Below are 24,593 nucleotides of genomic sequence, written 5' to 3' on the forward strand. Positions count from 1 at the left end.
CCCACTAGGGTAGAGTGCGGTAACGAGATTATGCGTCATAGTGGCGCGTAATTAACAAGTAGTCGTGTGGATTCACAATCCCGCCCACATGCCAGAAACCGCGTAGTGACGGACGTTAAGCCTTCCTAATAGCTAAGCGTAAATTCACCATCCATAATCCGAACGCGGTAGCCACTTGTGGATGTGGATCTTCTTTCCGTACGAAGGAAGATGCGGGTGTGCCGGATAAGGATTGTTAAGAAACGGAGTTGTAAAGTGGTTTCCCAATCTTGTTTTAAATAAGCAGTTTGCAACCCTTTAATAGATAGCCTCTGAATTGTATCCGTTTTGCACGGGCATGATATCAGGGGCTTTTTTGCGTGTACTGATTGTGCATGGTTGACAAACTTAGTTGTAACAATTATAGTTACAATATAAAGTTCAAACATAAACAATATCGATAATTTAAAGGAGAGATCATGATGAACATTGCAATCATTGGTGCAACAGGCAAAGCAGGAAGTGTAATTTTGAAAGAAGCAGCAGACAGAGGGCATAAAGTAACAGCAATCGTTCGTAATGCATCCAAATTGGAAGATAAAAGCCTGAATACGCTGGAGAAAGATGTATTCGATCTTACAGCTGAAGATCTTAAAGCGTTCGATGTGGTTGTAAATGCATTTGGTGCTCCAGCGGGTAAAGAAAACCTGCATGTGGAAGTAGGACAAGCGTTGATCAACATCCTGAAAGATGCACCAAACACTCGTCTGATCGTTGTGGGTGGAGCAGGAAGCCTGTTCACAGACGAGTCCAAAACATTGCGTGTCTTTGAATCCCCAGGATTCCCGGATGCTTACAAAGCAACTGCAACGAACCAAGGCCAAAACTTGCAGGATCTGCAAGCATCTTCGGGTATTCAATGGACATTCTTGAGCCCGGCTGGATTCTTTAATCCAGAAGGTGTACGCACCGGCAAATATCAAGCAGGCAACGATGTTATTCTCGTGAATAGCGAAGGCAACAGCTACATCAGCTATGCAGACTATGCGATTGCTTTGGTTGATGAGATCGAAAATCCACAACACAAAAACGAGCGCTTTACCGTTGTTGGCGAAGTGAAGTAACACTTTTAAATGATAATATGGAAATACAAACGGACGCAGATCTCCACAGATCGGTGTCCGTTTTTTTATGTTATCGAAGAGGGATGTTCTGCAATAACGTTAGACAGGTTAGATCATTATCGTTCAACTTCCAACTACTCCTTTGAATCTATGTTATATTATTCTAAAGTTGGGAAGGGAATGAGATTATGTGAAAACCATCTTCTCTTCATTGGAATTGCTGCGAGTTCAAAAGTACAAGGGAGTGAACAGTTGTGAAGATGTATTCCAAAGGAGTTATATTATTGATCTTTGCGGTTTTTATGATTAGTGTATCGAGTGGTTCAGGGTTATCCCAATATACAAACGTTAAAAATAAGATGAATCAATTTCACATCACTTCTTTTTATCCGAAAAATAAGAATGGACAGACATATGGTTCTGCCGCATATGCGACTTCTCCAGAAACGGAACCTGACTTAATCTTGGCTACTGGTGTGGATGGTACAGACGGATATCTGTTGAAAAAAGACATGGATGGCGAGCAACCAAAAACACCTGAAGAAGCTATTGCGATACAGAACAGCAGATCACCAGACGGATGGGATATTCCACTGTATGACAAGGATGGTGAAACCGTAATCGGTGTGTTTCATGTTGGAGGAAAGTGAAGGTAACTCAAATAGGATCTAATGTGACGCTACCATACATAGACGATTCTTTTCTGAATGGCTTCCTACTACAGGATATGAACAGGTCGACGGAATGGAATTTGAAATTACTGGAGTTAAAGATGGACTGAATTTTGTTGAGTTATGGTTTGCTGTAAGAAAAATATCTTAGTTTTATTTCTTTTAGATTAGTCTTGAATGATAACTTAATAAAGACAAATGGAGCAAACAATTGTGTCCGATTGGTTGCTTCTTTGTTCATTCACCTAACGGCCAGGGGAAATGCAACATTTTTCCTGTTAAACAGGTCAATAAAGATGTACCAATTAACATTATGAGAAGAAGGTGGAAAAACTGAAACTTCGTATAATTACGTTAATTTTTTTTATATCTAGCGTGTTCTTTATCTCAAATGCACAAGATGTTAACGCTTTGTCATGTGTTGAATCGGGAAGCCCCCAAGAAGAGTTAGAAATATATGATGGAGCTGTTTATGGTGAAGTAAAGCAAGTAAAGGTCGACTTGAAGCAAGAGGGGTTTACGGGAACCAAAGAGAAAATTAGATATATTTTAGTGGAAGTTGAGAGGAGTTGGAATACTGAAGTTGACTCTCAACTAATTATTGCAACTAACTTCACATGGGGATTTGATTTCAAGGAAGGTAACAAATACTTAATATACTTTAGCGAAGTGGATGGCGAATTAAGTAGTAGTCCGTGCAGTTTGACCATCGAAATGAATGATTTGAACCAAGCAACTGAGCTATTTGGGGAAGGATATCCACCCAAACAACAAGTGAACGTAGAACACAAAATGTGGTTTATGTTTGAGCAAGATGTTGATTTGTTTATCGTAGGTGTGGTCGTATTTGCGGCGATCTTTACCTTCATCATGAGAGTAAGAAAGAAAAAGCGCAAAGCATAATTTGGTAGCGCTAAACGTGAAGCTTTTGCTCAAAAAAAAAGTCATTTGAACTAGGCATGGATTCCTGTATGACCTATTACCCCCTTTACTTAAACGAGGATCGAGGCGTATAATCCGTTGAGATATCAGAGCAATAAGAGGGGATACAGTTATGAATAGTGGATTAATCAACGCGATCATTGCGTATATCATGTGGGGAGTTCTCCCGCTGTATTGGAAGTTGTTTGAAAATGTACCAGCAGGCGAGATTTTATCGCACCGGGTTGTCTGGTCATTTGTCTTTATGGGGATTTTCGTTGCCGTCCAACGTCGTTGGAGTGACATGAAGCGTATTCTGACCAGTCGTTCGACCCTGCTGTCCCTTACCGCGAGTGGGCTGCTAATTGCTATTAACTGGCTTATCTTCATCTGGGCGGTTAACAACGGTCATGTCGTTGAGACAAGTCTGGGCTATTATTTGAACCCGTTACTAAATGTGTTGCTGGCGGTTGTCTTCCTTCATGAAAAGCCAAACCGTGGACAATGGCTCGCGATTGCCATCGCTGGTGTCGCGGTGCTTATCATCGCTATCGACTACGGACGTTTCCCTTGGGTTGCGATCTCGCTGGCCGTGTCATTTGGCTTGTACGGTCTGGCGAAGAAGAAGATTAAGCAAGACGCTTCTGTGGGTTTATTTTCGGAGACAGCTGTAGTTCTGCCCGTCGCACTTGGCTACTGGATCTACTTGGCTGTTGTAGGAAAAGCAACGGCATGGACGCTACCTGCACCGATGTTCTTCGAACTGTTGCTTTCCGGTGTGGTGACGGCGTTGCCGCTGCTGTTCTTTGCACGGGCGGCTGCTCGAATGTCGTTGTCCACACTCGGCTTTGTGCAGTATATTGGGCCAACAATTATGCTGATCCTGAGTGTGTTTGTGTTCAAGGAAACGGTCTCGCCAGTTCTGCTCGTTGGTTTCGCACTCATCTGGACAGCGCTTATCGTATACGCTGCCGCATCGATACGTGCTACGAGACTCGCTAAGGTAAGCTGAACAGAGGTATCTGGTATCGACATAATTGCCCTTTCTGCCAATGAGGTGGAGAGGGCAATTTTTTGTTTGTGGGGGAGCGATAGGTCGATAAAAACTAAAAAGGAAGGCTGATCAACGTTATGGTAAAATACAGGAGTAGTAATCAAAAATAGTAACCAAAAAGAGTAATAGAAAAACGAGGAGGCGACAGATATATGATGGTTAATAACCGTTACCGCAAACGTGATCCATTCTTTGTAAAGAAGGCAGTAGTTCAGATACTATTTCAGTTTGCAGTTTCAGCAATAATCGGTAGTATATATGGGTTCATGATGGTCAACGAGACGATAGGTGGATATATTAATAAACTATTACCGAGCATGGATGGTCCGGATCTTCATTTATATCTGCCCGTTGTGGTTACGGTGTTCATCTACTCGTGTTTAATTCAAAAGAGACAACGGATTTTACTTGAAAAAATCTCATTTAGTTGTCTCCATATTTTGGTTGCCCTGCTAGGCTGTATTTCTTCAGTTGTTGTGTTATTGGTGATCTAATCCAAATCCTACGTATCTACACCTTCAGCCCCATCAACTGCATCAATGACACCGACAGCGAGTGTTGTTACCGCAGCAGCAGCTAAAAGATTCTTGGCACCAAGCTTCACTCTATCCTTATCTTCCTCTTTCATGCCCACAACAACATCTTTACCGCTGTTATATACGTACTTTGCTGATATCGCTACACCTTTTGCAGTAGTGGTTACAGCACCTCCAATATCGGCAAGCCCCGCGTCTATGGCGGTATCATCTTTTCGAATTGCACCACTGGCAAGATCATATGTCCCGCTAGCCAGTTGTCCAACGGTTTTGCCTGTATTAATCGTAGCTTTTTCTACGCCGTTCCCGATTTTTTTGATAAAGGGGCTTCCCGCAATTTCACCAACAACCCTCACGCTGCCGCCCAACACTCTCCCGGTAACTTCCCCAGCTAACTGACCGAACCCTTTTAAAAAACTCATCCTTATGCCTCCTCTCCAATTAGAAGTTGATCCTATGTGTTATCTCAATAAACTTATTATATTCATATGTAAGCCAAAAGAACATCAGTCTCCAGCCCGAGTGATGCACTCCTCCTCGATTGATTGCGGCACGCTGTAGAAGTGCCTGATCCGATCCCGGAACGCCGACCACGCTTCCCCCTCAATGCACTTCATCGCCAAAAGGCGCTAATCCCCCCGGGAACAGCGCCTCAAGCTCTTGTTTTACCTTACTACTTACCATTTGCCTACACACGGTATTAGAAGTGCCTCATAGAGCACCAACGTAGTGGAGGGGGCGGAATCGATTCTGAAGAAGCGGAGCGTTCGCCTGAAAGCTTTCTGCAAGAAAGCTACATCGGAAGCATAGGCTATCCCCGGATTTTCCCCTTATCAGGGGAATTCATAAAATCTGGGGATAACAGCGATCATAAGAACGATCCGCCACCGGAACGCCACCATTGCTCCAAAGTCCGCACTTCTACCCACCGTACCTAGTCAATAAATCCTTCCATGACAACCGTTGGCATCATATTCGACTGCCAAGCGCCCTTACCATATCCACTGTTATAACCTGGTGTAGCCTGAGGCTCCCAGTAGAATACACCTTTACCTTTGCCATTTGGCAGATTGCGAATTTGGTTTTTCATCGCGGCAACAAAACTTTTACCAGCTGCAGCCTGGTTATTGTCCATGCCAATTTCGGAGATGATGATCTCTTTGCCATAACGGTTGATCATATCCTTGGCGTTGTTTACCGTATTTGTCACAGCGGTGTTCCAGCCCGAAGCTGAAGGATAGAGGGACATGGCGATCATGTCAAAGTTAGCTCCGTTATTAATCAGACCACCAATGTTCCATACATACAGGGCGTTATCATCTCCACCTGCCAGATGCACAATGGTTTTGGTGCCGCTGCTCAGGGATTTTACTGCGTTATGGCCAGTGTTCACCAACCACGCATAGTTTTTCATGTTGGTGGATGCTTTGCCATCTTCCCATAACATGCCGTTGCTTGTTTCATTACCGATCTGTACCCAGTCCGGGGTAACGCCTTTGCTTTGCATCGCCGTCATAACTTCACGAGTGTGGTTCCATACCGCATCCATGAGCTGTTGGAACGTATAGTTTTTCCAGGCAGCAGGTTTGGTCTGTTGACCAGGGTCTGCCCAAGAATCGCTATAGTGCAGAGTGAGCATTACACTCATGCCAGCATTCTTGGCACGTTGTGCGAGTGCAGCCGCACGATCCTTATTCATGTAACCGTTCCCATAATCATTCGAAGGATTAACGAAAACTCGAATGCGAACGGAGTTGATTTGATAGTCTTTTTTCAAAATATCAATGATGTCGCGCTGTACGCCGTTTTTATCTTTCCATTTGTAGCCTTGGGCTTCCATTCCGGGAACCCAACTGATGTCGGCTCCTTTGGCGAAACTTGGTGCTGCGCTGGCATGCTGACCTGCGGGCAACATGATGGAGGTGAATAACAAAACAAAAGCCAACATGATGGATGTCTTGAAACCCCTTACATTTTTGAACATTACAAGATGCCTCCTCGGATTTAGGTTGAGTTGCATCCTAATTATAGCCATCCTGGTTTGCTCTACTAAAGGGTCCATTTCCAATATTTTGGGTGTTTTCTCAACCTCTCTACAGAAAAAGAGAAAACAAAAAGCCGTCCGAAGACGGCTTTTCTACCCGTGGCGCTTTTTGAAACATTGATCCGTATCCCGCGCCTCCACCAGACTCTTTTAATTTGAGCTAGTGGATCGGGTAAGGGACACGTTCAACATGACATTAGAAATGTTGACGCACCTCCTTTCCTTGTGGCAAGAGTATACAACACCTTGTTTGGGAAAGCTAGTCTTTTTTACGTATTTAAGCAAAATTATTTTTCGGTCTGGAACATTGTGATATCTCGTGCATAATGGCTCTTTGTTCCGTCATTGTTTCGGATGCGCACGCTGTCTTCACTGATCCGCTCCACAATGCCACAACCGACCTCGCAATAGACGCCAGCCGGGTCTTCCTGCCATGCGCTTACCATACATTGGGATAGTGCAGCCGTGAAAAACTCTATATTTTTTTGTAATGTTCTAGGTTTGTTGGATTTCATTATATACTCCTTTGATCAACTATATTTGGAATGAGAACAAGCAACCGGACCAAATCACACTGTACTTCACTTTACTCTGTCTATTGACCTTTGTAAAGGGATGGAAAAAGTTGCGCCCATGAGGTATCATTTACATAAATTTTACGTAGCGTTTACACTGCGCTGACGCTTGATGTTGATTACGAATAGTACAATTATATGAGAACTTCTAACCAAGAATAGATATGCAACACATTCGGAGGCCATACATGCATAGAGACGTCAAAACAGGCAACTACGTTAATCGTGATTTGAGTTGGGTTGAATTTAATCGGCGCGTACTTCAGGAGGCCCAGGATCCAACAACGCCTCTGCTGGAACGCATGAGATTTCTCGGCATTGTCGCTAGTAATCTGGACGAGTTCGTCAGTGTAAGGGTGGCAGAGACAAAAGAGAAGATCAAGGCCGGATTCACGCAAAAAGATTTTACAGGATACACGCCTTCGGGATTGTACCGCAGATTGATCAAACGAACCGGGACCATGGTCGCCGAACAGTATAAAACGTATCGTGAACTCATTCGTCTACTCGCCAAGAAAGGCGTGAACATTCAGGAATATACAGATCTTAATGTGACACAGCAGCGCGCAATGGACCAGTACTTTCATGAAATTATTTTTCCGGTACTCACACCGATGGCGATTGACCAGAGTCGTCCGTTCCCACTGGTACACAACAAGTCTGTCTATTTGTCCGTGATGTTACAGAAGGAAGGGGAGCAAGAGGGCGAGCCGTTTATGGCTATTGTTCAGGTGCCTTCCAATCTGCCGCGGGTAGTTCAGGCTCCCATTCGGGCGAATAGCAAAAAGAAAACATTCATACTGATTGAAGATCTTATCAAACATCATATCCATACACTCTTCAGCGGGTATATCTCGCTTGCTGCACAGGAATTCCGAGTGACCCGTAATGCGGATCTCTTTATTAATGAAGAAGAAGCGGAAGATCTGCTTGAGGCTATTGAAAAAGAATTGCGCCGAAGACGCCGCGGGGCTCCTGTACGACTGGAAGTGTGCAAGGATTTTCGTCCGGATGCCTTATTGGAATTGCAGGATGAATTTGATATTCAGGACCCGGTATATGAAATTGATGGACCACTTGATCTGAGTTTTCTGGCGGGATTCGTGGACAGTCTGGAAAGTTTCTCACATCTGAAATACAGTCCGGTGAAGCCAGTCTACCCACTTGAGTTTCTGCCAAGAGAGAGTCATTTTGAGCTGCTGCGCAAACGCGATGTACTGGTGCATCATCCATACGAATCGTTTGAACCGGTCACTGATTTTATATTGGAGGCTTCGGAAGATCCAAGAGTTCTGGCCATCAAGATGACATTATATCGGGTCAATGGCGATTCACGCCTTATTCCGGCACTTGCACTTGCCGCTGAGAGTGGTAAGCAGGTCACGGTGGTGGTGGAACTGAAAGCCCGGTTTGATGAAGAGCGCAACATTGCTTGGGCCCGTAAGCTGGAGAAGGCCGGATGTCACGTGGTATATGGACTGGTTGGACTCAAGACCCACGCCAAAATCATTCTTGTCGTACGCAGGGAACAGCAGGGTTTGAGACGTTATGTTCATGTAGGAACCGGTAACTATAATGAGAGTACAGCCAAAGTTTATACGGACGTGGGACTGTTCACCTCTAATCCAATTATTGGGGAAGATGCATCCGAATTGTTCAATGAGATTACCGGATACTCCGGTCCGAAGGCATTGCAGGCGTTCCGTGTAGCTCCGGATGGTATGAAGGATGAGTTGTTTGCACTGATTCGTAGAGAAACAGAGCACGCGCTGAAAGGCAAACCTTCCAGAATCATTGCCAAGATCAACTCCTTATCCCATCAGGAAATGATTGATGAATTGTACGAGGCTTCTCAAGCAGGCGTGCAGATCGATCTGATTGTGCGTGGTGTATGTTGTCTGCGTCCGGGGGTAGAGGGGCTCAGTGAGAATATTCGGGTCATTAGCATTGTGGATCGTTTTCTGGAGCATTCACGGTTGTTTTATTTTGAAAATAGCGGCAACCCGGATGTATTCATCTCCAGTGCAGACTGGATGACACGTAACCTGAATCGAAGAATTGAACTGATGTGTCCCGTATTTGATCCAGAGCTGAAAAAGATGCTAGTGGATATCCTTAATCTGTCCCTTATGGATAATGTCAAAGCGAGACAACTTATGCCTGGTGGCAATTATGTATTTGTAGAAAATGAAAAGCCCCCGCTGAGAAGTCAGACGGAGGCCATGGGTATTATCCCTTGGAAGCCTGCTGAATGGAGTGCGTTAACGTAACTCCCCAGGCTTCCTTCAGATCCTTGACGGCCTCTTCCAGGCCATCAAGTTCCAGTAACGGCTCAGCTGTACAGGTGAATTGCACCTGCAGCGAGTCGTTTTCTTTTGTTGCTTTGATCGCAGCGATGCTCTCGGATCGATTGATGGCTTCAGCTACGCGCAGCAGAGAGCCTAAACGATGAGCATGCCGCTCATCCGAGTTTTTCAGAATGTCCCGGTGCTTATTCAGCAGTTGGGGCGTTCTTTTTTTGGGATGATAATCAGCTGCACTGGCACTTAGAATGGTCTCCCGATGAGAAAGTCCATAAATGCTTGAATTCATGATCCAATAGGCCGAGTGCTGTGTATAACGGAAATAGTTAATCTGTTTACCTGCCATGTGCAGCATGGAGGATGCATACAGGATTCGGGCATCTGCTTGATCAGGAGGGTTACCTTGTAATGCTGTATACAGGGTAACCATATCCTGATGAATCCGTTGCAGACGTTTCTCTGGAATAGGTGGACCAAAATGGATAAAGTTGCGGATACTGTCCTTCAGCGCGTCTGGAACGACCGGCTGCCCTCCAGCCATGTAATCACGCAACAACCCGTCTCGTAGACCCGCGCCACTAACCACATAACGATCTCCCTGTATTATCTGGAAGACAGTTCGTAGGATCAGTACGCCGGGCACAATGATGTCAGCGCGATCTTTGGCGAGCCCAGGTACCTTTTTGCGCTGTGCTGAGGTGAGATGTGGTAAGGAGCGAGCGATGTTCTCCATCGCTTCCTCACTGATCTCATAATGATGGCTGACAGGCAAAGAATACTGGGTGCGCTTCTGTTCCACTTTGGCGAGTGTACGCATTGTGCCGCCAAGTCCGATGAGTGGCAGACCAGGATGCTCACGAATCCAATCCTGTCCACGTAGAGCCTCAGTGACTTCGTTGCATAATGCATTTGCATTCTCCTCAGTCCACTGATCTTCGCCCCCGTAACGGGCATGTGAATTCACAGCACCAATAGGGAGGGAGATGCTATGTAACCTTTTCCGATCCCGAAAGACCGTGATCTCTGTGCTGCCGCCTCCAATATCCACGACGTAACCGTCTGCCAGATCAATGGATTGAGTGACACCAAGGAACCCATAATAGGCCTCCCGATCTCCCGATACACATTCAATGGTAAGCCCCGTCTCTGTCTCCAGCCATTCAATAATCTCCAGGACATTGCTTGCATTACGAATAGCTGCGGTAGCTGCTGCGCGAATCAGTTTGGTCTGATACGCTTCACAGGTCGCTTTGAATTGACTCAAGATGGTGATGGCTTTATCCAGAGAATGGCGCAGAATGGTTCCATCGGACTCAACAACGCTGCTCAGACGAGCGGCGTATTTGTCTTCATGAATGATGCGATAGGCTTCGTCTTGGTCCAGTTCATAGATAACTAGACGAATGGAGTTCGAGCCGATATCAATAATTCCTAAGGTTTCATTAGTACGTGTCATAAGCATCTCCTTCTACAGAGGTTCAACTACCCGAAGTGAAGAAGGGCAGCCATGGCTTCCGGTGAACCCGGCGGTGTGGCAGAGAAGGGCGTAGTTAACATAACAACAATGATAAAGACGATGAAACAGGCAAATATAAGACAACTCACGGCAAAGCCGCGATTACGCTTTTGCATAAACAGTCGAATACCTGTGACAAAGAGAAGTACCGTAACAGCTACCAGAACGATCGACATTGCAAAATAGGCTACGCCATAAAGTGATTTGAAAAATGCTTCCATTTGTTCTTAACGCTCCTTAGATCCTCATATTTAAGCCCTTCCAAGCCATTCCTTAGTAGCATACGACAGATTGACTTGTTTGAAAAGTAAACCGGGCGCGTGTTCCCGTTTCCGCCATCACTCCTGGGACAGGTTACATGAAAAAGGGGCCTTTGCCGTGGACAGACATCCAAGAAAGCAAGGCTTCTGTTGAGTATGTATAAGGAAGGACTATTGTTTCAAGGAAGGAGATCAACCCATGTCGAGACAACTTGCAAGCAAATGGCGGAAGACAGCGGCTCTGATGAAATATCCGGTAGCTGCTGTCCATATCCCACAGACCAAGGCATTCAACTCGGGTAATCTGCTGCAAATGCTCAGTCGTTATGGAATGGTGTATGTCAAACCTATTGTAGGAGGCGGAGGTTACGGTGTCATCCGGGTATCGGCCAGCGGTGGGGCTTATCGATACACCCATATGAAAACGACCCGTTCTTTCGCCAGTTTCAGCCAGATGTATCGCTCTCTGGTGCGTGTAAAGGCTAGACGCAAGTACTTGATCCAGCAAGGCATTCATCTGGCAACAATTCAAGGGAGACCTGTTGATTACAGAGTCAAAGTTGTCAAAACCCAACGAGGCTGGGTATTCCGTTCATTAGTAGGACGACTCGCTCGTCCCGGACTCTGTGTGACGAATCTGAGCAAGGGTGGCACCATGTTATCAGGAAGGCGAGCTCTTGGTTTATCCCTGCCACATATATCCGGTCGGCACAAACGCCGGGAGATGCGTTCACTTACAATGACATGTACGTACATTATGGAAAGTCAGTTCCCTGGTGTAGGTCAGCTTGGATTTGATTATGGACTGGATTATTCAGGCAAGATCTGGATTCTGGAAGTGAATACCAGACCCCAATAGAAAATGAATGGGAAAACTCAAGAAAATTCAAGAAAAACCGATAATATATAGAAGAAAACGGTATGAAAACCGTTTGAAATTTTACATTACCGGGTAATTTACTCGCAACAAGTCTTGAAACTATGAATTTATTCCAAAAAAAATACGCTGATAAACGTTCTGATAGTAGTACAAACTCCCTGTGCATAAATATTGTCCACACTATACACGTTGATTACTCTATATTTTTTCCATTTATCAACAAACTATGCACAGGATTTCCACATATCGTTGTGGATAACAAGAACGCTTGTTCTCTATATGAATCTCTGATATGATAGTTTTGAGGAAAAAAAAGGAAAGGTTGTGGCGGGAAATGGCTATGTTATCCGATGAGATGTTGTTGGATTCCTACCATAAAGCGATTGAGTTGAATCTCGAACGAGATTTCATCGCACTGCTGTTGGCAGAAATCCATAAGCGCAAACTGGGTACCGACGTATCTGCCATTCTTCACTAGAGATCCTCATTGCAGGCAATGTTACAGGTTTCCGGACAAGTCCCATAGTGAGACTGGCCATGGCGTGCTCGTCTGACAATGGTGACAGTACATCACATGATTGCAAACGTTTTCGACTTCGTCTGCCGTGTCAGAGGAAGGTTGGAATACGTAGGGGCTGTATGGTCCGGTGTAATCATCCAATTTGCCGCATTCTAACAGTCCCTGAAGGCAGTGGGGGCAAGCCTGCTCCGGTACAACCAGACCGTTACACAGCGGGCATATATAAGACAAGGGTATCCCTCCTGATATGGATTCACTCAGGAGTAAGATACCCTTTTTTGTATCAATATATGTTATTTCAGCAAAACTAGCGTTTCATGTTACTGCTGTGTCCTGGGGACAACTTGGCATCCGGATCGAAGTACACCTTCGCATTGTTGACGGCTGTTGGAGCTTCGCCGAATCCGACAGCGATCAGCTTCAGTTTACCCGGATATGTTGTGATATCTCCGGCAGCGAAGATTCCTGGAATAGATGTTTCCATGCGGGAATCAACAACGATGGAGTTACTGTCAATTTCGATACCCCACTCGGCAATCGGTCCGAGAGAAGAGACAAATCCGAAGTTAACGATCACGTCATCTACTTCGATTTCCTGAGTTTCTTTGGTTTTCACATGAGAAAGGGTTACCTTGGTAATCGTGTCATCCCCATGAAGTTCCGTGATTTCGGTCGGTGTAACGACATTCACCTTGGAATTCATCAGGTTTTCGACACTGTGCTCATGTGCACGGAACTTGTCCCGGCGATGGATCAGCGTTACTTGCTCAGCGATAGGCTCCAGCATGAGTGCCCAGTCTACCGCGGAGTCACCGCCGCCACTGATCAGTACTTTTTTGCCAGCGAAGGCATTTAGATCACTGATGAAGTAGTGCAGGTTACTCTTCTCGAACTTGGCAGCACCTTCAAGCTCCAGGCGACGTGGTTCGAATGCACCTACACCAGCTGTAATAATGACGGCTTTGGCATGATATTCATTCTCATCCGTCTTCACGATGAAATGTTGTTCATCCTTTTTCTCCACCGATACAACCTTTTCTTCAAGGCGGATATTCGGGTTAAAATGATTCATTTGCTCAACGAGGTTATTCACCAGTTCCTGAGCTGTTACTTTCGGGAATCCGGCTACATCATAGATGTATTTCTCCGGGTAAAGAGCGGCAAGCTGTCCGCCAAGCTGTGGCATACTTTCAACCAGTGTAACGGATGCCTGACGCATCCCACCATAAAACGCGGCGAACAGACCCGCAGGGCCTCCACCGATAATAAGTAAATCAGTCATATCATGACTGGAATTTTGTGCAGTCAAGAATCAACAACACCTTTCATATTTTAATAGGTAGTTAACAGAAAGAATGTGCAGGCTACGTATCGTAACCGGCATGGGTGCTGAACTGTCTTTCCTATTATAAACGGTGTATTCAGGGTTGCAAAGTTAGCGGCGTCACGAAACTGGGAACAATTGATGAAGATCAGATGAGAATAGGATGAAATTGGAAATGAAAGGTTATGAAAAATAACAAAAAAAACCTTGATCTTTACTAGAAATACAGATATCCTTGACCTGTACTATGTGTTTTTTTGTCTAATTTAGAGTCAATATGTAATATGAAGACAGATCCCGTGTTTTGTAGAATCTTGTGGTTAATTTCACAACTTGAAACGATAACTTGCGTGCAAACGTATCAATTTCATAAACCCTTTAGTTGCTTCAATCAAGTCTAGATATAGATCAAAACGGTTCAATATGTCGATATCTAGTTTCATAAAATCCATTTTTAGTGAGTTATGAAATTGATGCAAACGTTTAAATAAATTCGCGAAGTTAACATTTGTCGTCATAATGGGCAAGACCTCATCAATATTTGTAAGTATGTGCATTTTGCATCTCACCCAAGATCGGGCTGATGCAAGTGAAACCGGAAGGGGTATAGACATGAGCAGTATTCCCAAAATCGTCATCCTCGGCGCGGGCTATGGCGGGATTCTGACAGCCCAGCGGCTGCAGAAGGAATTGAACTATAACGAGGCCGACGTCACACTGGTGAATCGGCATGATTATCATTATATTACTACACATCTACATATGCCGGCAGCCGGCACGGATACCATTGAGCATGCAAGAGTGCCCATTTCCAAGCTGATTGATGAGTTCAAGATTGATCTGGTCAAGTCTTCCGTGAAGGAGATTCGTCTGCAGGATCGGAAGATTATTCTGGAGGACGGCACGTTATCCTATGATTATCTGATTATTGGACTAGGCGGTGAGCCTGAGACCTTCGGTATTCCGGGGATGCTCGATCACGCCATGACAATCCGCAGTATTAACTCGGTCAGACTGATTCGAGAACACATCGAATATCAATTTGCGATGTACAAAAACGATAACAAACGAAATCGTATTCGGTTTGTCGTAGGTGGAGCGGGTTTCAGTGGTGTTGAATTCGTAGCTGAACTTGCAGATCGTATTCCACATCTGTGCAAGGAGTTCGACGTGAATCCGAAACATGTGCACATCTATAATGTAGAGGCAGCGCCTTCGGCCTTGCCTGGATTTGACCCGGAATTGGTAGAACATGCGATGAATGTGCTCAAGAAGAAGGGCGTTACTTTCAAAATTGGTGTTCCAATCAAGCAATGTCTCCCGGACGGGGTTATTGTGGGTGAGGGTGAAAAACTCGATGCTGCTACAGTCGTATGGACCGGCGGTATTCGCGGTAACTCACTGCTTGAACAGGCAGGTCTTGAAGTGATGCGAGGACGTGTGAAAGTAGATGACTACTTGCGTGCTCCGGGGCATGAGCATGTCTATGTCATTGGTGATAATTCACTTGTGTTCAATGCTGAAGGACGGCCTTATCCGCCAACAGCCCAGATTGCGATGCAGCAGGGTGTGAACTGCGCCAAGAACGTTGTGGCATCCATTCGCAAGAAACAGCCACAACCTTTTGTATTTACGAGCAAAGGCACGGTTGCCTCACTGGGTAAAGGTGAAGCTATTGCCGTTGTGGGCGGCAAGAAATACAAGGGCTGGAAAGCGGCTCAGTTGAAGAAGCTGGTTGATCTGCGTTATCTGTTCATCATTGGTGGTATTCCGTTAGTCCTGAAGAAAGGGCGGTTTTTTGGATGAGACATTGCAGTGTTCAGGTTCGGGGACTATTAACACGTGAAGAGCTGGATCGATACAACGCCCTGATGCAGGTCGGTGGTTATCTGGAGGAACAGGATCAATATGATCTGGCCTACATCGTGCAGAAAGAAGTGGATATTCTCATTTTGCCTGCGATTGAGCGGCTTAAAGAGAAAGGGCGTGACCGTGATCGGGCCACAGCCGAGTTCCTCGAATCGCTGAAAGCGGTAGATGAAGAGGACGAGGATTAGAGACATAACCTTCCAATCGCTGTTATCCCCAGATTTTTTTGATTCCCTTTTGTTAAAGGGAAAATCCGGTGATAGCGTATGCTTCCGATGTAGCTTTCTTTCAGAAAGCTTGTAGCTTCGCTTTTTCAGGTTTTTTCTGTCCTTTCCGTTTTTGTGTAAATAAATAGTTCAAACATTATAGATCTAAATCAAGCTTGACGTAGTAGAATATTGATAGATGAAAAAGCACCGCAGACAGTATCCTTTACAGGAGATGTCGCGGTGCTTTATTGTGCTTTGTGCTGTTTCTACAGCTTAAGCATGTCTTCCAGTGTTCCTTCGTTCAACAGACTTCCCACATAGAACGAACCGAATTCGCCATAACGGGCGCTAACTTCATCGAAACGCATCTCATAGACAAGTTTCTTGAACTGAAGTGCGTCATCTGCAAATAGCGTAACGCCCCATTCCCAATCGTCGAAACCGACAGAGCCGGTAATGATCTGTTTTACTTTACCCGCATAGCTGCGGCCAATCATGCCGTGACTACGCATCATGGTGCGACGCTCGTCCATGGACAGCATGTACCAGTTGTCATTCAGCTCACGTTTTTTGTTCATCGGATAGAAGCAGATGTATTGTCGTTGTGGCAGAACAGGTTTCAGACGGGCGATAATATCCGGATTTTGCATCGGGTCTTCGCCTTCTTTGCCAAGATAGTTGCTCAGTTCCACTACACTGACGTATGAATACGATTTGGTTGTGTATTGGGCAAACATCGTTTTGTTAAACGCGTTCTCAACAGCCTTCAGATCTTCCAGCGTTTCACGCAGGTGCATCATGACGAGGTCTGCTTTTTGACCTACAACCGTATACACAACGGTACTTCCTTTGGATGAATCCTCGACTTCTTTCCATTCTTTCCAGAATTCCTGAAGCTCGTCCAGTGCTACAGCGCGTTCTTCATCATCTGCTGCTTTCCAGGCGGCCCAGTTAATCGAGCGAAAATCATGCAGGGCGTACCAGCCCTCCAGTGTTGATGCGGCTTCGTTCATTGGTTGTGTTCCTCCTGCAAGGTATATTTCCAAATCCCTATAAGAGGTTGTTCAAAAAGTCCGCTTTTGATTACGAATCATGCCTGGTGGCATCATCAGCATCGAATATGGCATTCAGCCGAAATAAGTGGGAGGCTTACGAAGTATGTTTCCTTAGGAAACATTGTAGCTGCTCACGTAGCTCTATCTACGCTCCGCTACTCCATTTCTAACTTCATTCCATCTTCTCGGTACTGAAAACCAGTCTTTTTGAACACGCACTATAAGGGACGGGTGATTGCTTTATCGTTTACATTGTATCCCAACATGAAGCAGAAGGGCAAATGAACAGAGTATAAATATAGGGAAATTTGTCCAGAAAGTTCGTTGCTTCGCCACATTTTTTGCGGTACACTAACTACTATCCAGAAGTGAAACCTGAATGTATGAAAGAAGAGGTGAATGTCGCCCGATGCAATTTATACCTGTGTTGGTATTGATGGTATTATTTTTCGTTATGATGTTTGGTATCGGTTTCATTCTGAACATGCTGATGAAGACAACTTGGTTTCCTTCCTATCTGTTCATTATTGTAATTCTGCCTATTGTTGTGTACTCTCTATGGGATCAGTCGTCATCTCTGATGTCACATCTGGGTTCTTTCCAGCTTGTAGACTATATGACGGGCATCGCTGGACTGGCTGGTGCGATAATCAGTGGCTGGACGATCCAGAAGTTGCGTTTGGGTGGGTACAGAATGTTTTAGATTGTTGGAAAGAGGTAACACATGCCACTGTAATCGCGTGAAAGTCTTGTCTTTGTCGTAAACGCTTACGAGTACAAAGGGGAGGCTTTTTTGCTATTCATTTATATTTAGAAGGATTATTGTACAGTTGTACTTCATATACATCTGGAGAACATTCTCTTTAGATATTCCCTTGTATTCTGCGGCTACAGCTTTTATAGTATTCTAGCGGCTCTCGACATTTTATTTTAGAAATTTGCTGAATTCGGCGAAAACGTGAATGATGTCGACCTAGGACGAAACGGAACGAGAACAGGCCATCTTTTTACCTGTTTTTGAGCATTTGAGGATCAGACATTTATGATAGAATAGATAAACATACTTTTGGGGAGAAGGAGATCAGGCTATGCGCATGAAGAATCTGCACCATTATACTGAACATCATCGCTACTGCGTATACAGGGAGTTTGGACTTAGCGCCCTGGATGACCGTATGCTTACAGGAGCATATCAGCCCATGGTAGGTGCTTTTGCGGTTGGCTTGTATCGGCTGTTGTTTCAGCATCTTCCCGGTGAACAGGTCGGTTATTCGCCGCTTGAACAGCAACGGAGGCTGTTCATGACGCTTGGCTTGGAGCCAAGTGAGAAAGGGCGCAAATATTTGTTAGAGCAGACATCCAAGCTTGAGGCAGTGGGGCTACTTCAGACATCACGCCTATATATACCGGAAAATGATGATTACATCTACGAATATGAGCTGCAACCGCCGCTCTCTCCGGCAGAGTTTTTCCGGACACAGCATTTGACACTGCTGCTTCGTGACAAGATAGGCAAATTCGCCGTCCTTTCCCTGCGTTCGGGTTTCTCGGCAGTGGAAAATGGGGACGCGCCTTATCCTGCAGCCAATAAAGAGAATATTTCCGTTCCCTTTTACGATATATTTGAATTGAATACCCATGTGATTGATTACGAGTTGGAGCAAGCATTGTCGGAAGTATCAACTACGGCCCAGCGGACAGGCACGAATGATGCAGCGGAAGAAAATAGTTTGAACTATGCCGACATTATTTTGCGTTTTCCACGGGAGTCGGTCAATCGTCGTCATGTAGAACAGCTGCGGTTCGATCATGAACAACTGGGCATTGTAAATTATGTAGTAAACAAGTTTAACCTCAGTGTGCAGGATGTATGCCGTCTGCTGGATGAAGATGATATCTTCAGTCCACAGGGCCAGCTGATTCTGGATGATCTTCAGCATAAGGCGAGCATGCAGTTCAGACAGACGAAGAAGCGTCATGAGCAACAGACTGTACAGGCGGCCAAGGTCGTGGCACTGAGACAGCATATGGAGGAGCCAGAGCGGAAAGAAGACTCCGGTGAACCACCTGTTGAGCATGGAGTGCAGATGGAATATTACGTCGAAGTACCTCCACAATTTATGACCAAGTGTGATATTCATCAATATAATATGATGTTGCGCAATGAGCCATACACACGTCTGTTACAGACGTTCTTCCCAGGTGCAGTACCGGACAATCTCATCGATATATTTGAGAAAATTGATCTGAGTTACAAGTTGCCGGGTGAAGTCATCAATGTATTGATTCATTATTTGATGGCATTACTTGTATCTGGCGGCGAGCAACGGATTAACCGTAACTTCGTTGAGGCCATTGCCTCCAACATGCTGCTCAAGCAGGTGAACTCATATGAGAAAGCTGTGCAATATATTCGTGATCAGGCCAAGGTCAAAGGCAAACAGGCTGCTGGTGCAGCTGGAACCCGTACCCGTACATACGGCAAAGGAACCAAAGCCAAGCCCGAAATTCCGATTGTACAAGACATAAGCACCGATGGGGATGCCGTATCTGAGGAAGAGTTCGAAGAGATGATGCGATTTGCCCAGCAGATGCAGGCGAGTAAGCAAAAAGGAACTTCTTAAATATTTTTAATAAAGCCAAAAAGACGAGTCCTCCGATTAATGGAGACTCGCCTTTTTGCTATATAAGTTGAACTGAAGCAACGTATTTTACGTTTAATCCAATTTTTTTATTATTTTGTAGGATATTTATCTAATTTAAACCACTGTTGAAATTCCTTTTTTGTGATTCTTTTTACAGGCTTAACTTTTTTGCTTCCTGTATCGTATCTGAAAAGAATCCATTGATCTGAAGGATACTCACTAATATAATCAATATTTTTTCCGTTCTTATGCCATAATATTAGACCGGTGCTAATATAGTTGGTTGCCCGTGGGAGATAAACAACGCTGTCTTTCTTAGTGTCGTATATTGCTAATGTGCTTTTATCCGTACTTCCATAAGAAAATGCAATGCTGTCTTCTTTTGGTGACCAATTATATGATGAAATGGTTTCTACATTTTGTTTACCTGCTTTTTCAAGACGTTCGTTTATAATCGTGTACTTTCCTGTTTTAAGGTTCATGAGAATGAGGTTGCTGCCAGCACTTTTTTCTACTTGGATAGTAATCCATTCATTCGATGGAGATTCAGCAACACTAGTTATATCCAATAATTTAACTTCAAAATCTCCCGTTTGTAGGGTGTGCTTTTCTTTACCATGAGTAACTACGATGGTGTCAATGATGTTTTGCTCAAAATCAGCAGCAACATCTAGCTTTAAGGTGTTCGCGGTTATCGTGATGTCGTCACCTCTCCAGACAATTTTGTTTGAGCCTTTTGTTTTTTCAAACTTAGATATACTCTGGTATGTCGAAGAGTTCACAGATGTTGAGTTAGCAACAATATGTGCTATTTTATCTGAAGTATGAAGTGAAGATGATGCAGTTGATAACGTGCCTAAGCTACCTAAAACAATGACGCTTGATAATAAAACATTGGTGTATTTCATTATTATCTCTCCTTCATTTTGGGAAGGCGGTTACATGATGTGATTCCCTCCAGAACTATTCCAATCTTTGCTTATCATTATAAATTTGTAAAGATATGAAATCATAGAGATGATATGAAGTGAGATTTCAAAAAGGGTGATTAGTCCTGTAAGTAACAAACCTGAAAGATTGAATACATATTTATTTTATATTTATGTGGCCTTCTGACTCTCTCTGGTGTCTAATTCATTGTAAATCAAGAGGAGGTTCTTACCATGTCAGGAGCTCATGACACAAAACCTGTTTATCCGGATAAACAGGAACGTATCACTAACTTTGAAAACACTTATGAGCTGTATCGTCAAAGAATTTGCAACTACTTTTCCCTGAAATTGAACCCGATGGTTGCAGATGATTTGACTCAACAGGTGTTTTTAAAAGCAGTCGAGAATCTTCACCGATTCCAAGGGAAATCAAATTTATTTACATGGATATTCAAGATTGCTCAGAATACAGTGAAAAACGAATATCGAAGATTATTGCGAAAAAAAGAAACGCCGTTTGATTTTACGGGATATGAATCACAGTCGATCTCCCTTGAATTTACGAAGTATGTTGATTTTCGAATTGATGTCGGAGTTGCGCTGAAAAAGTTAAATGAAACCGACCAGGAAATCATTGCATTACGCTTTTTTGTGGACTGCACATTGCTTGAAATTTCTAAGATTGTCGGGATGCGTGAGAGTGCAGTAAAGAACAGACTCTACAGAGCTTTGGAAAAACTTAAAAAGGAACTGAAAGAATGGGGAGGCGTTACGATCATGTCTATTCAAGATCTGATTTCAATTGTTAATAAGGGTGAAAACGAGGGATTGAACAATCAGCCCAATAAAGTACACCATGATTTGTTCAATGAACTAAGTGATCATATTGAACGAATTTCGCTAAAGTACAATTATCATCCATCGCGAAAAGTGACGATTGAAGTATATCCTGATATGCCATCGTTTCACCAAGCGGTCGGAGAAGCAGATGCTCCGAATTGGTTCATGGGTACCTATGAAGGGAGTATTCTTAAAATTGTATCTCCATTAAATCCAGGACCGGAGCATACCTATCAATCGATTCTTAAAGGTACGGTTCACTTGTTCACCATGTGGCTAATAAGTGAAATCAATCCGAAGGCTCCGAAATGGATAAGGCAAGGAATTGGTGGATATGAAGCCAAGCTGATGACTCAGGACTATATTGAAGGTACAACAGAAGAGGCTATTCACAATTTAGAGATCCCAACGTTCGAACAATTAGATAATGATACCTGGGATTTCGAAACGATGAAAGGATTTCAGTTTTCGTTCCTATTTGTGGAGTTTGTTGTTCAACGATATGGAATAGACCATTTAAACAAATTGATCCGTGACCCTCAGGATTTTAATGGTATCTTTCAATGTTCCGAGAAGGAATTGCATCAGAAGATGGTAGAATTTATAAGTAAGTAACCCATACAAAAGTGTATGTTGCCCGGGTGAAGAACCGGGCTTTTTTTAATGTGGTTATAGCTATGGTAAATGTACTATCAATAAATTGGGTTATTTTGTATAATGCATATAAAAAGAGGTTGTCTATGAATCCTATGGATGAATGTAAATAATACATATGGAGGTAATTAAGTTTGAAAACTCACTACTATTTCAGTTGGTTTAATCATTTTTTTCCTGAGAAGCTGGTCCATTGTTTGCAGGAGGATATACAAGACAGAAAATCGCTTGTTATGATTAGTGCTAATCCGTCTGGTTATAAAGATGAGCAAGTTAACTTTGATGATGTTTCTGAATGGACATGGTTGAATCAGGCTAATATTATTTTTGATGAATATCATTTCATTGATTACCGCATGCAGAAGGAAGATGCCCAGCGATTCATTCAGAACGCTTCTGTCATTTTTTTATGCGGTGGATATCCTGTTCTGCAGAACGAATTTTTGGCGGAATATGAATTATCGGATGTTATTAAGAATAGCAATGCCATTATAATGGGTGCCAGCGCCGGTGCGTTAAACATGGCTGCAAAATGGTTAAGCTTGAATAACACTGATGAAGTTGAAACAAGTACCATTTATAATGGTATTGGTTTTGATCATTTTGCTTACGAATCTCATTCTCAACGCGATTACGCAATGTTTGTTCAAGGCTACCTGTTCCCCTTGTCTGAAGAGATTGATATTTATGCGGCAGAACAGGAGAGCGCTATACGTGTAAAGGACGGCAAAATAGAAATAATGGGACCTGTATATTTAATTTCCCACTCAAAGATTCAGAAGTTGGTTGAGACGCTCTAATTAGGGTGAGTGGCTGTGACCTTACATAAGTAATTCCTTTTGGTGTATAAAATCAAGGCTAACAGGCGAATCATCTCAGGTCTCCTTTCTATAATTGGAATACAGTTTGTAAACAGATGCAATCTTAATATCCCTAGGACTTATAGTCGGCAAGGTATCGAAGTGATCAGTTACTTATTTAAACTAGCGGACTGACAATAGGATCGTTGCAAAAATGCTAACGATCCTTTTTGGTATACCTTTACAGAAAGTAGAGAACACGAAAAATTATATTAGGATGATGAGCTCCTTATTAAGCTAACGGGCAGGATAGTTTAATGATTGGGGCTATAAGGCTGTACTAGATAGAACATGTATAGTGTACTGTTGAGCTACGGGAGACCATAACAAAACCACCTTTTCGAAGGTGGTTTTGTTATGGTCAAATACTAGTATCAAAATTTAACATAGCCTAGATTTTAAATATTGCACCCACATCCCGTGCAGCTCAGCTTCCGATACTTGAAATGCGCCTTGAAAATCAGTGGCATCGCGTATGAATTTGTTGAGCGCATCTAAACTGTATGAATGGATGAGATATTCTACGAGCAAGTGCGAGAATGCATATCCCCCTATCTTCTCGAAATCCCAGGTATCATTAGTTAATGCTTGAAAGCTAGGGACAGCGTTATTTTGAATCGATTCGGAAGTTCTATACTGGATATATTCTTGTGACGTTTGTTTGGCTTCATGCCCGCCGAGACCGTGTGTAAGCCATTTCGGTGCCAACGGATTAATATCCTTCACTAACCACATCGTAAACAAGCTTAGAGTGTGCCGTAGTACCGATTGATACGTATGTTCAGGGCCTGGGTTGAGTGGGGATACGATTTTAATTTTATTGTCTTCATAGGTTCCCATAAACCAATTGGGCGCATCCGGCTCGTTTATTGCTTGATGAAAAGTGGGCAGATCCGGATAGATCTCAATAGCGATTTTCTGAGAAGGTCGATGACGATAGGTTATAATAATTCGATCTACATTGCTTTTCAACTCTTCAAATAAGTCATGGTATACCTTGTTCATACCATCATTCTTGGAGGGAGCCTCGTTTTTATCCACAATTGATATCAATTCTTTAATAGACATGATTGTAATGTCACCCCATTCTTTTAATTCTTTTTTTAGTTTGTTTAAGGCACGATAGAGTCTGTTCTTGACTGCACTTTGAGGCATCCCGATGATTTTGGATATTTCCAATAAAGTGCAATCGACGAAAAAACGCAATGATATGATTTGTTGATCTAATTCATTCAATCGGGCTAATGCAACACTAATATCAAGACGAATATCGACATCTCTAGCAATATCGAGGGATATCGATTGGGACTGAAAATCGATTACTTCGTGCAATATTTCTTTATTTCGTGATTTCGTGCGATACTCGTTTTTCACAATATTTTGAGCGATTTTGAATAGCCAAGTAAATATACTGGAGTTATACTTAAACAAATGAAAGTTTTCCATTGCTTTTAAAAAAGCTTGTTGCGTTAAGTCATCGGCAGTTGCCGAATTTGTCTTTACTGCAATATAATTTCGAATTCTATCTCGATATTGATTATAAATGGCTTCGAAATGCTGGATGTGCTCCTGATCCTCCGGAAGAACAGGGATTTTCTTTTTGTCTTGAGCTCGTGACACCAGTAATACCTCCTCCTGAACTTACAATTCATTAGACACCGAAGGGAGGTAAAAAGCCACATCGTTTTAAAATAATTTTACACGACGCCACTCCACTTTTTTTAAACCCCGAAAAAGCAAAGCGTAAAGGCAATTCGGCTATGTGGTATTAAGTGAGGATTACCAATGGAGAAAGAGATGCAGGAGCTAAAAAACGTATTGG

At 43.5% G+C, this 24,593-nt stretch carries 24 protein-coding genes and 1 pseudogene; 15 read left to right on the forward strand and 10 right to left on the reverse strand.

Annotation, left to right across the window (positions count from 1 at the left end; genetic code table 11):
• Positions 1–143: 143 nt before the first annotated feature.
• From C161_RS33135 to C161_RS24145, 6 genes and pseudogenes are all read left to right on the forward strand, one after another.
• Positions 144–239 (forward strand): annotated as a pseudogene (locus C161_RS33135) (iron-sulfur cluster assembly accessory protein); the annotation flags it as partial.
• Between the two features lie 222 nt (positions 240–461).
• Positions 462–1,103 (forward strand): NAD(P)-dependent oxidoreductase, encoded by a 642-nt coding sequence (locus C161_RS24125; RefSeq protein WP_036605754.1) that lies wholly within the window; start codon positions 462–464, stop codon positions 1,101–1,103.
• Between the two features lie 254 nt (positions 1,104–1,357).
• The gene (locus C161_RS24130) at positions 1,358–1,753 is read left to right on the forward strand and encodes a hypothetical protein (RefSeq protein ID WP_051449918.1); all 396 of its coding nucleotides are present in this window, start codon (positions 1,358–1,360) and stop codon (positions 1,751–1,753) included.
• A gap of 345 nt (positions 1,754–2,098) precedes the next feature.
• The gene (locus C161_RS24135; protein WP_036673337.1) at positions 2,099–2,677 is read left to right on the forward strand and encodes a hypothetical protein; all 579 of its coding nucleotides are present in this window, start codon (positions 2,099–2,101) and stop codon (positions 2,675–2,677) included.
• Between the two features lie 151 nt (positions 2,678–2,828).
• Entirely contained in the window at positions 2,829–3,707 is an 879-nt protein-coding gene (rarD, locus tag C161_RS24140) for an EamA family transporter RarD (protein ID WP_036673338.1), read from the forward strand.
• A gap of 194 nt (positions 3,708–3,901) precedes the next feature.
• Entirely contained in the window at positions 3,902–4,243 is a 342-nt protein-coding gene (locus tag C161_RS24145; RefSeq protein ID WP_036673339.1) for a hypothetical protein, read from the forward strand.
• An 8-nt stretch (positions 4,244–4,251) separates the two neighbouring features.
• On the opposite strand, the gene C161_RS24150 is transcribed toward C161_RS24145, so the two are convergent.
• The 3 genes from C161_RS24150 to C161_RS24160 all read right to left on the reverse strand — a co-directional run bounded on the left by C161_RS24150 (position 4,252) and on the right by C161_RS24160 (position 6,844).
• A complete protein-coding gene (locus tag C161_RS24150) occupies positions 4,252–4,707 on the reverse strand; it encodes a hypothetical protein (RefSeq protein ID WP_036673340.1) in 456 nt (151 codons plus the stop codon).
• A gap of 512 nt (positions 4,708–5,219) precedes the next feature.
• On the reverse strand, positions 5,220–6,269 hold the full coding sequence (locus tag C161_RS24155) for a glycoside hydrolase family 53 protein (protein WP_036605759.1): 1,050 nt from the start codon (positions 6,267–6,269) through the stop codon (positions 5,220–5,222).
• Positions 6,270–6,616: 347 nt separating this feature from the next.
• Positions 6,617–6,844 (reverse strand): hypothetical protein, encoded by a 228-nt coding sequence (locus C161_RS24160; protein ID WP_017692425.1) that lies wholly within the window; start codon positions 6,842–6,844, stop codon positions 6,617–6,619.
• A gap of 248 nt (positions 6,845–7,092) precedes the next feature.
• On the opposite strand from C161_RS24160, the gene ppk1 reads away from it, so the two are divergent.
• On the forward strand, positions 7,093–9,174 hold the full coding sequence (gene ppk1, locus C161_RS24165; protein WP_036605760.1) for a polyphosphate kinase 1: 2,082 nt from the start codon (positions 7,093–7,095) through the stop codon (positions 9,172–9,174).
• Here the strand turns inward: ppk1 and C161_RS24170 are convergent.
• Positions 9,134–10,663: a Ppx/GppA phosphatase family protein gene (locus C161_RS24170; RefSeq protein WP_036673342.1), complete on the reverse strand. Its 1,530-nt coding sequence runs from the start codon at positions 10,661–10,663 to the stop codon at positions 9,134–9,136. The two genes, ppk1 and C161_RS24170, sit on opposite strands and share 41 nt — an antisense overlap.
• 26 nt (positions 10,664–10,689) lie before the next feature.
• Positions 10,690–10,944: a hypothetical protein gene (locus tag C161_RS24175; protein WP_017692428.1), complete on the reverse strand. Its 255-nt coding sequence runs from the start codon at positions 10,942–10,944 to the stop codon at positions 10,690–10,692.
• A gap of 238 nt (positions 10,945–11,182) precedes the next feature.
• Here C161_RS24175 and C161_RS24180 point away from each other — a divergent pair, with 238 nt between their 5' ends.
• Positions 11,183–11,842, forward strand: coding sequence for a YheC/YheD family protein (locus C161_RS24180; RefSeq protein WP_036605763.1), 660 nt, complete (start codon positions 11,183–11,185; stop codon positions 11,840–11,842).
• 355 nt (positions 11,843–12,197) lie between these two features.
• Positions 12,198–12,341: a sporulation histidine kinase inhibitor Sda gene (locus tag C161_RS24185; protein ID WP_017692430.1), complete on the forward strand. Its 144-nt coding sequence runs from the start codon at positions 12,198–12,200 to the stop codon at positions 12,339–12,341.
• A gap of 21 nt (positions 12,342–12,362) precedes the next feature.
• Here the strand turns inward: C161_RS24185 and C161_RS32475 are convergent, their stop codons facing one another.
• Positions 12,363–12,614: a hypothetical protein gene (locus tag C161_RS32475; protein ID WP_074096361.1), complete on the reverse strand. Its 252-nt coding sequence runs from the start codon at positions 12,612–12,614 to the stop codon at positions 12,363–12,365.
• Between the two features lie 76 nt (positions 12,615–12,690).
• Positions 12,691–13,665: an NAD(P)/FAD-dependent oxidoreductase gene (locus tag C161_RS24190; protein WP_218639193.1), complete on the reverse strand. Its 975-nt coding sequence runs from the start codon at positions 13,663–13,665 to the stop codon at positions 12,691–12,693.
• Between the two features lie 654 nt (positions 13,666–14,319).
• Between C161_RS24190 and C161_RS24200 the strand changes: the two genes are divergently transcribed.
• The gene (locus C161_RS24200; RefSeq protein ID WP_036673348.1) at positions 14,320–15,513 is read left to right on the forward strand and encodes an NAD(P)/FAD-dependent oxidoreductase; all 1,194 of its coding nucleotides are present in this window, start codon (positions 14,320–14,322) and stop codon (positions 15,511–15,513) included.
• Positions 15,510–15,764, forward strand: a complete 255-nt coding sequence (locus tag C161_RS24205; protein ID WP_036673350.1) for a hypothetical protein — start codon at positions 15,510–15,512, stop codon at positions 15,762–15,764. The genes C161_RS24200 and C161_RS24205 overlap by 4 nt, the downstream gene beginning before the upstream one ends.
• 287 nt (positions 15,765–16,051) lie before the next feature.
• Here C161_RS24205 and hemQ read toward each other — a convergent pair whose 3' ends face one another.
• On the reverse strand, positions 16,052–16,798 hold the full coding sequence (gene hemQ, locus C161_RS24210; RefSeq protein WP_036605768.1) for a hydrogen peroxide-dependent heme synthase: 747 nt from the start codon (positions 16,796–16,798) through the stop codon (positions 16,052–16,054).
• Positions 16,799–17,249: 451 nt separating this feature from the next.
• Between hemQ and C161_RS24215 the strand changes: the two genes are divergently transcribed.
• Positions 17,250–17,543 carry a YuiB family protein gene (locus C161_RS24215; protein ID WP_036673352.1) on the forward strand — a complete coding sequence of 98 codons (294 nt, stop codon included), beginning with the start codon at positions 17,250–17,252 and terminating at the stop codon, positions 17,541–17,543.
• A 385-nt stretch (positions 17,544–17,928) separates the two neighbouring features.
• Positions 17,929–19,464, forward strand: a complete 1,536-nt coding sequence (locus C161_RS24220; protein WP_036605770.1) for a helicase DnaB — start codon at positions 17,929–17,931, stop codon at positions 19,462–19,464.
• Positions 19,465–19,574: 110 nt separating this feature from the next.
• Here the strand turns inward: C161_RS24220 and C161_RS24225 are convergent, their stop codons facing one another.
• The gene (locus C161_RS24225) at positions 19,575–20,393 is read right to left on the reverse strand and encodes a hypothetical protein (protein ID WP_036673354.1); all 819 of its coding nucleotides are present in this window, start codon (positions 20,391–20,393) and stop codon (positions 19,575–19,577) included.
• Positions 20,394–20,648: 255 nt separating this feature from the next.
• On the opposite strand from C161_RS24225, the gene C161_RS24230 reads away from it, so the two are divergent.
• On the forward strand, positions 20,649–21,872 hold the full coding sequence (locus C161_RS24230; protein ID WP_036673355.1) for an RNA polymerase sigma factor: 1,224 nt from the start codon (positions 20,649–20,651) through the stop codon (positions 21,870–21,872).
• A 173-nt stretch (positions 21,873–22,045) separates the two neighbouring features.
• Positions 22,046–22,711 (forward strand): Type 1 glutamine amidotransferase-like domain-containing protein, encoded by a 666-nt coding sequence (locus tag C161_RS24235; RefSeq protein WP_036673356.1) that lies wholly within the window; start codon positions 22,046–22,048, stop codon positions 22,709–22,711.
• A 441-nt stretch (positions 22,712–23,152) separates the two neighbouring features.
• Here C161_RS24235 and C161_RS24240 read toward each other — a convergent pair whose 3' ends face one another.
• A complete protein-coding gene (locus tag C161_RS24240) occupies positions 23,153–24,391 on the reverse strand; it encodes an RNA polymerase sigma factor (protein WP_036673358.1) in 1,239 nt (412 codons plus the stop codon).
• Between the last annotated feature and the right edge of the window lie 202 nt (positions 24,392–24,593).

The organism is Paenibacillus sp. FSL R5-192 (genome assembly GCF_000517845.1).
GTDB lineage: Bacteria > Bacillota > Bacilli > Paenibacillales > Paenibacillaceae > Paenibacillus > Paenibacillus amylolyticus.

Bases quoted from the DNA above. Each gene is read 5' to 3' on its own strand.
- C161_RS24125 (WP_036605754.1), top strand. From the start codon at position 462: ATGAACATTGCAATCATTGGTGCAACAGGCAAAGCAGGAAGTGTAATT.
- rarD (WP_036673338.1), top strand. From the start codon at position 2,829: ATGAATAGTGGATTAATCAACGCGATCATTGCGTATATCATGTGGGGA.
- C161_RS24145 (WP_036673339.1), top strand. From the start codon at position 3,902: ATGATGGTTAATAACCGTTACCGCAAACGTGATCCATTCTTTGTAAAG.
- C161_RS24150 (WP_036673340.1), bottom strand. From the start codon at position 4,707: ATGAGTTTTTTAAAAGGGTTCGGTCAGTTAGCTGGGGAAGTTACCGGG.
- C161_RS24155 (WP_036605759.1), bottom strand. From the start codon at position 6,269: ATGTTCAAAAATGTAAGGGGTTTCAAGACATCCATCATGTTGGCTTTT.
- C161_RS24160 (WP_017692425.1), bottom strand. From the start codon at position 6,844: ATGAAATCCAACAAACCTAGAACATTACAAAAAAATATAGAGTTTTTC.
- ppk1 (WP_036605760.1), top strand. From the start codon at position 7,093: ATGCATAGAGACGTCAAAACAGGCAACTACGTTAATCGTGATTTGAGT.
- C161_RS24170 (WP_036673342.1), bottom strand. From the start codon at position 10,663: ATGACACGTACTAATGAAACCTTAGGAATTATTGATATCGGCTCGAAC.
- C161_RS24175 (WP_017692428.1), bottom strand. From the start codon at position 10,944: ATGGAAGCATTTTTCAAATCACTTTATGGCGTAGCCTATTTTGCAATG.
- C161_RS24180 (WP_036605763.1), top strand. From the start codon at position 11,183: ATGTCGAGACAACTTGCAAGCAAATGGCGGAAGACAGCGGCTCTGATG.
- C161_RS24185 (WP_017692430.1), top strand. From the start codon at position 12,198: ATGGCTATGTTATCCGATGAGATGTTGTTGGATTCCTACCATAAAGCG.
- C161_RS24190 (WP_218639193.1), bottom strand. From the start codon at position 13,665: ATGACTGATTTACTTATTATCGGTGGAGGCCCTGCGGGTCTGTTCGCC.
- C161_RS24200 (WP_036673348.1), top strand. From the start codon at position 14,320: ATGAGCAGTATTCCCAAAATCGTCATCCTCGGCGCGGGCTATGGCGGG.
- C161_RS24205 (WP_036673350.1), top strand. From the start codon at position 15,510: ATGAGACATTGCAGTGTTCAGGTTCGGGGACTATTAACACGTGAAGAG.
- hemQ (WP_036605768.1), bottom strand. From the start codon at position 16,798: ATGAACGAAGCCGCATCAACACTGGAGGGCTGGTACGCCCTGCATGAT.
- C161_RS24215 (WP_036673352.1), top strand. From the start codon at position 17,250: ATGCAATTTATACCTGTGTTGGTATTGATGGTATTATTTTTCGTTATG.
- C161_RS24220 (WP_036605770.1), top strand. From the start codon at position 17,929: ATGCGCATGAAGAATCTGCACCATTATACTGAACATCATCGCTACTGC.
- C161_RS24225 (WP_036673354.1), bottom strand. From the start codon at position 20,393: ATGAAATACACCAATGTTTTATTATCAAGCGTCATTGTTTTAGGTAGC.
- C161_RS24230 (WP_036673355.1), top strand. From the start codon at position 20,649: ATGTCAGGAGCTCATGACACAAAACCTGTTTATCCGGATAAACAGGAA.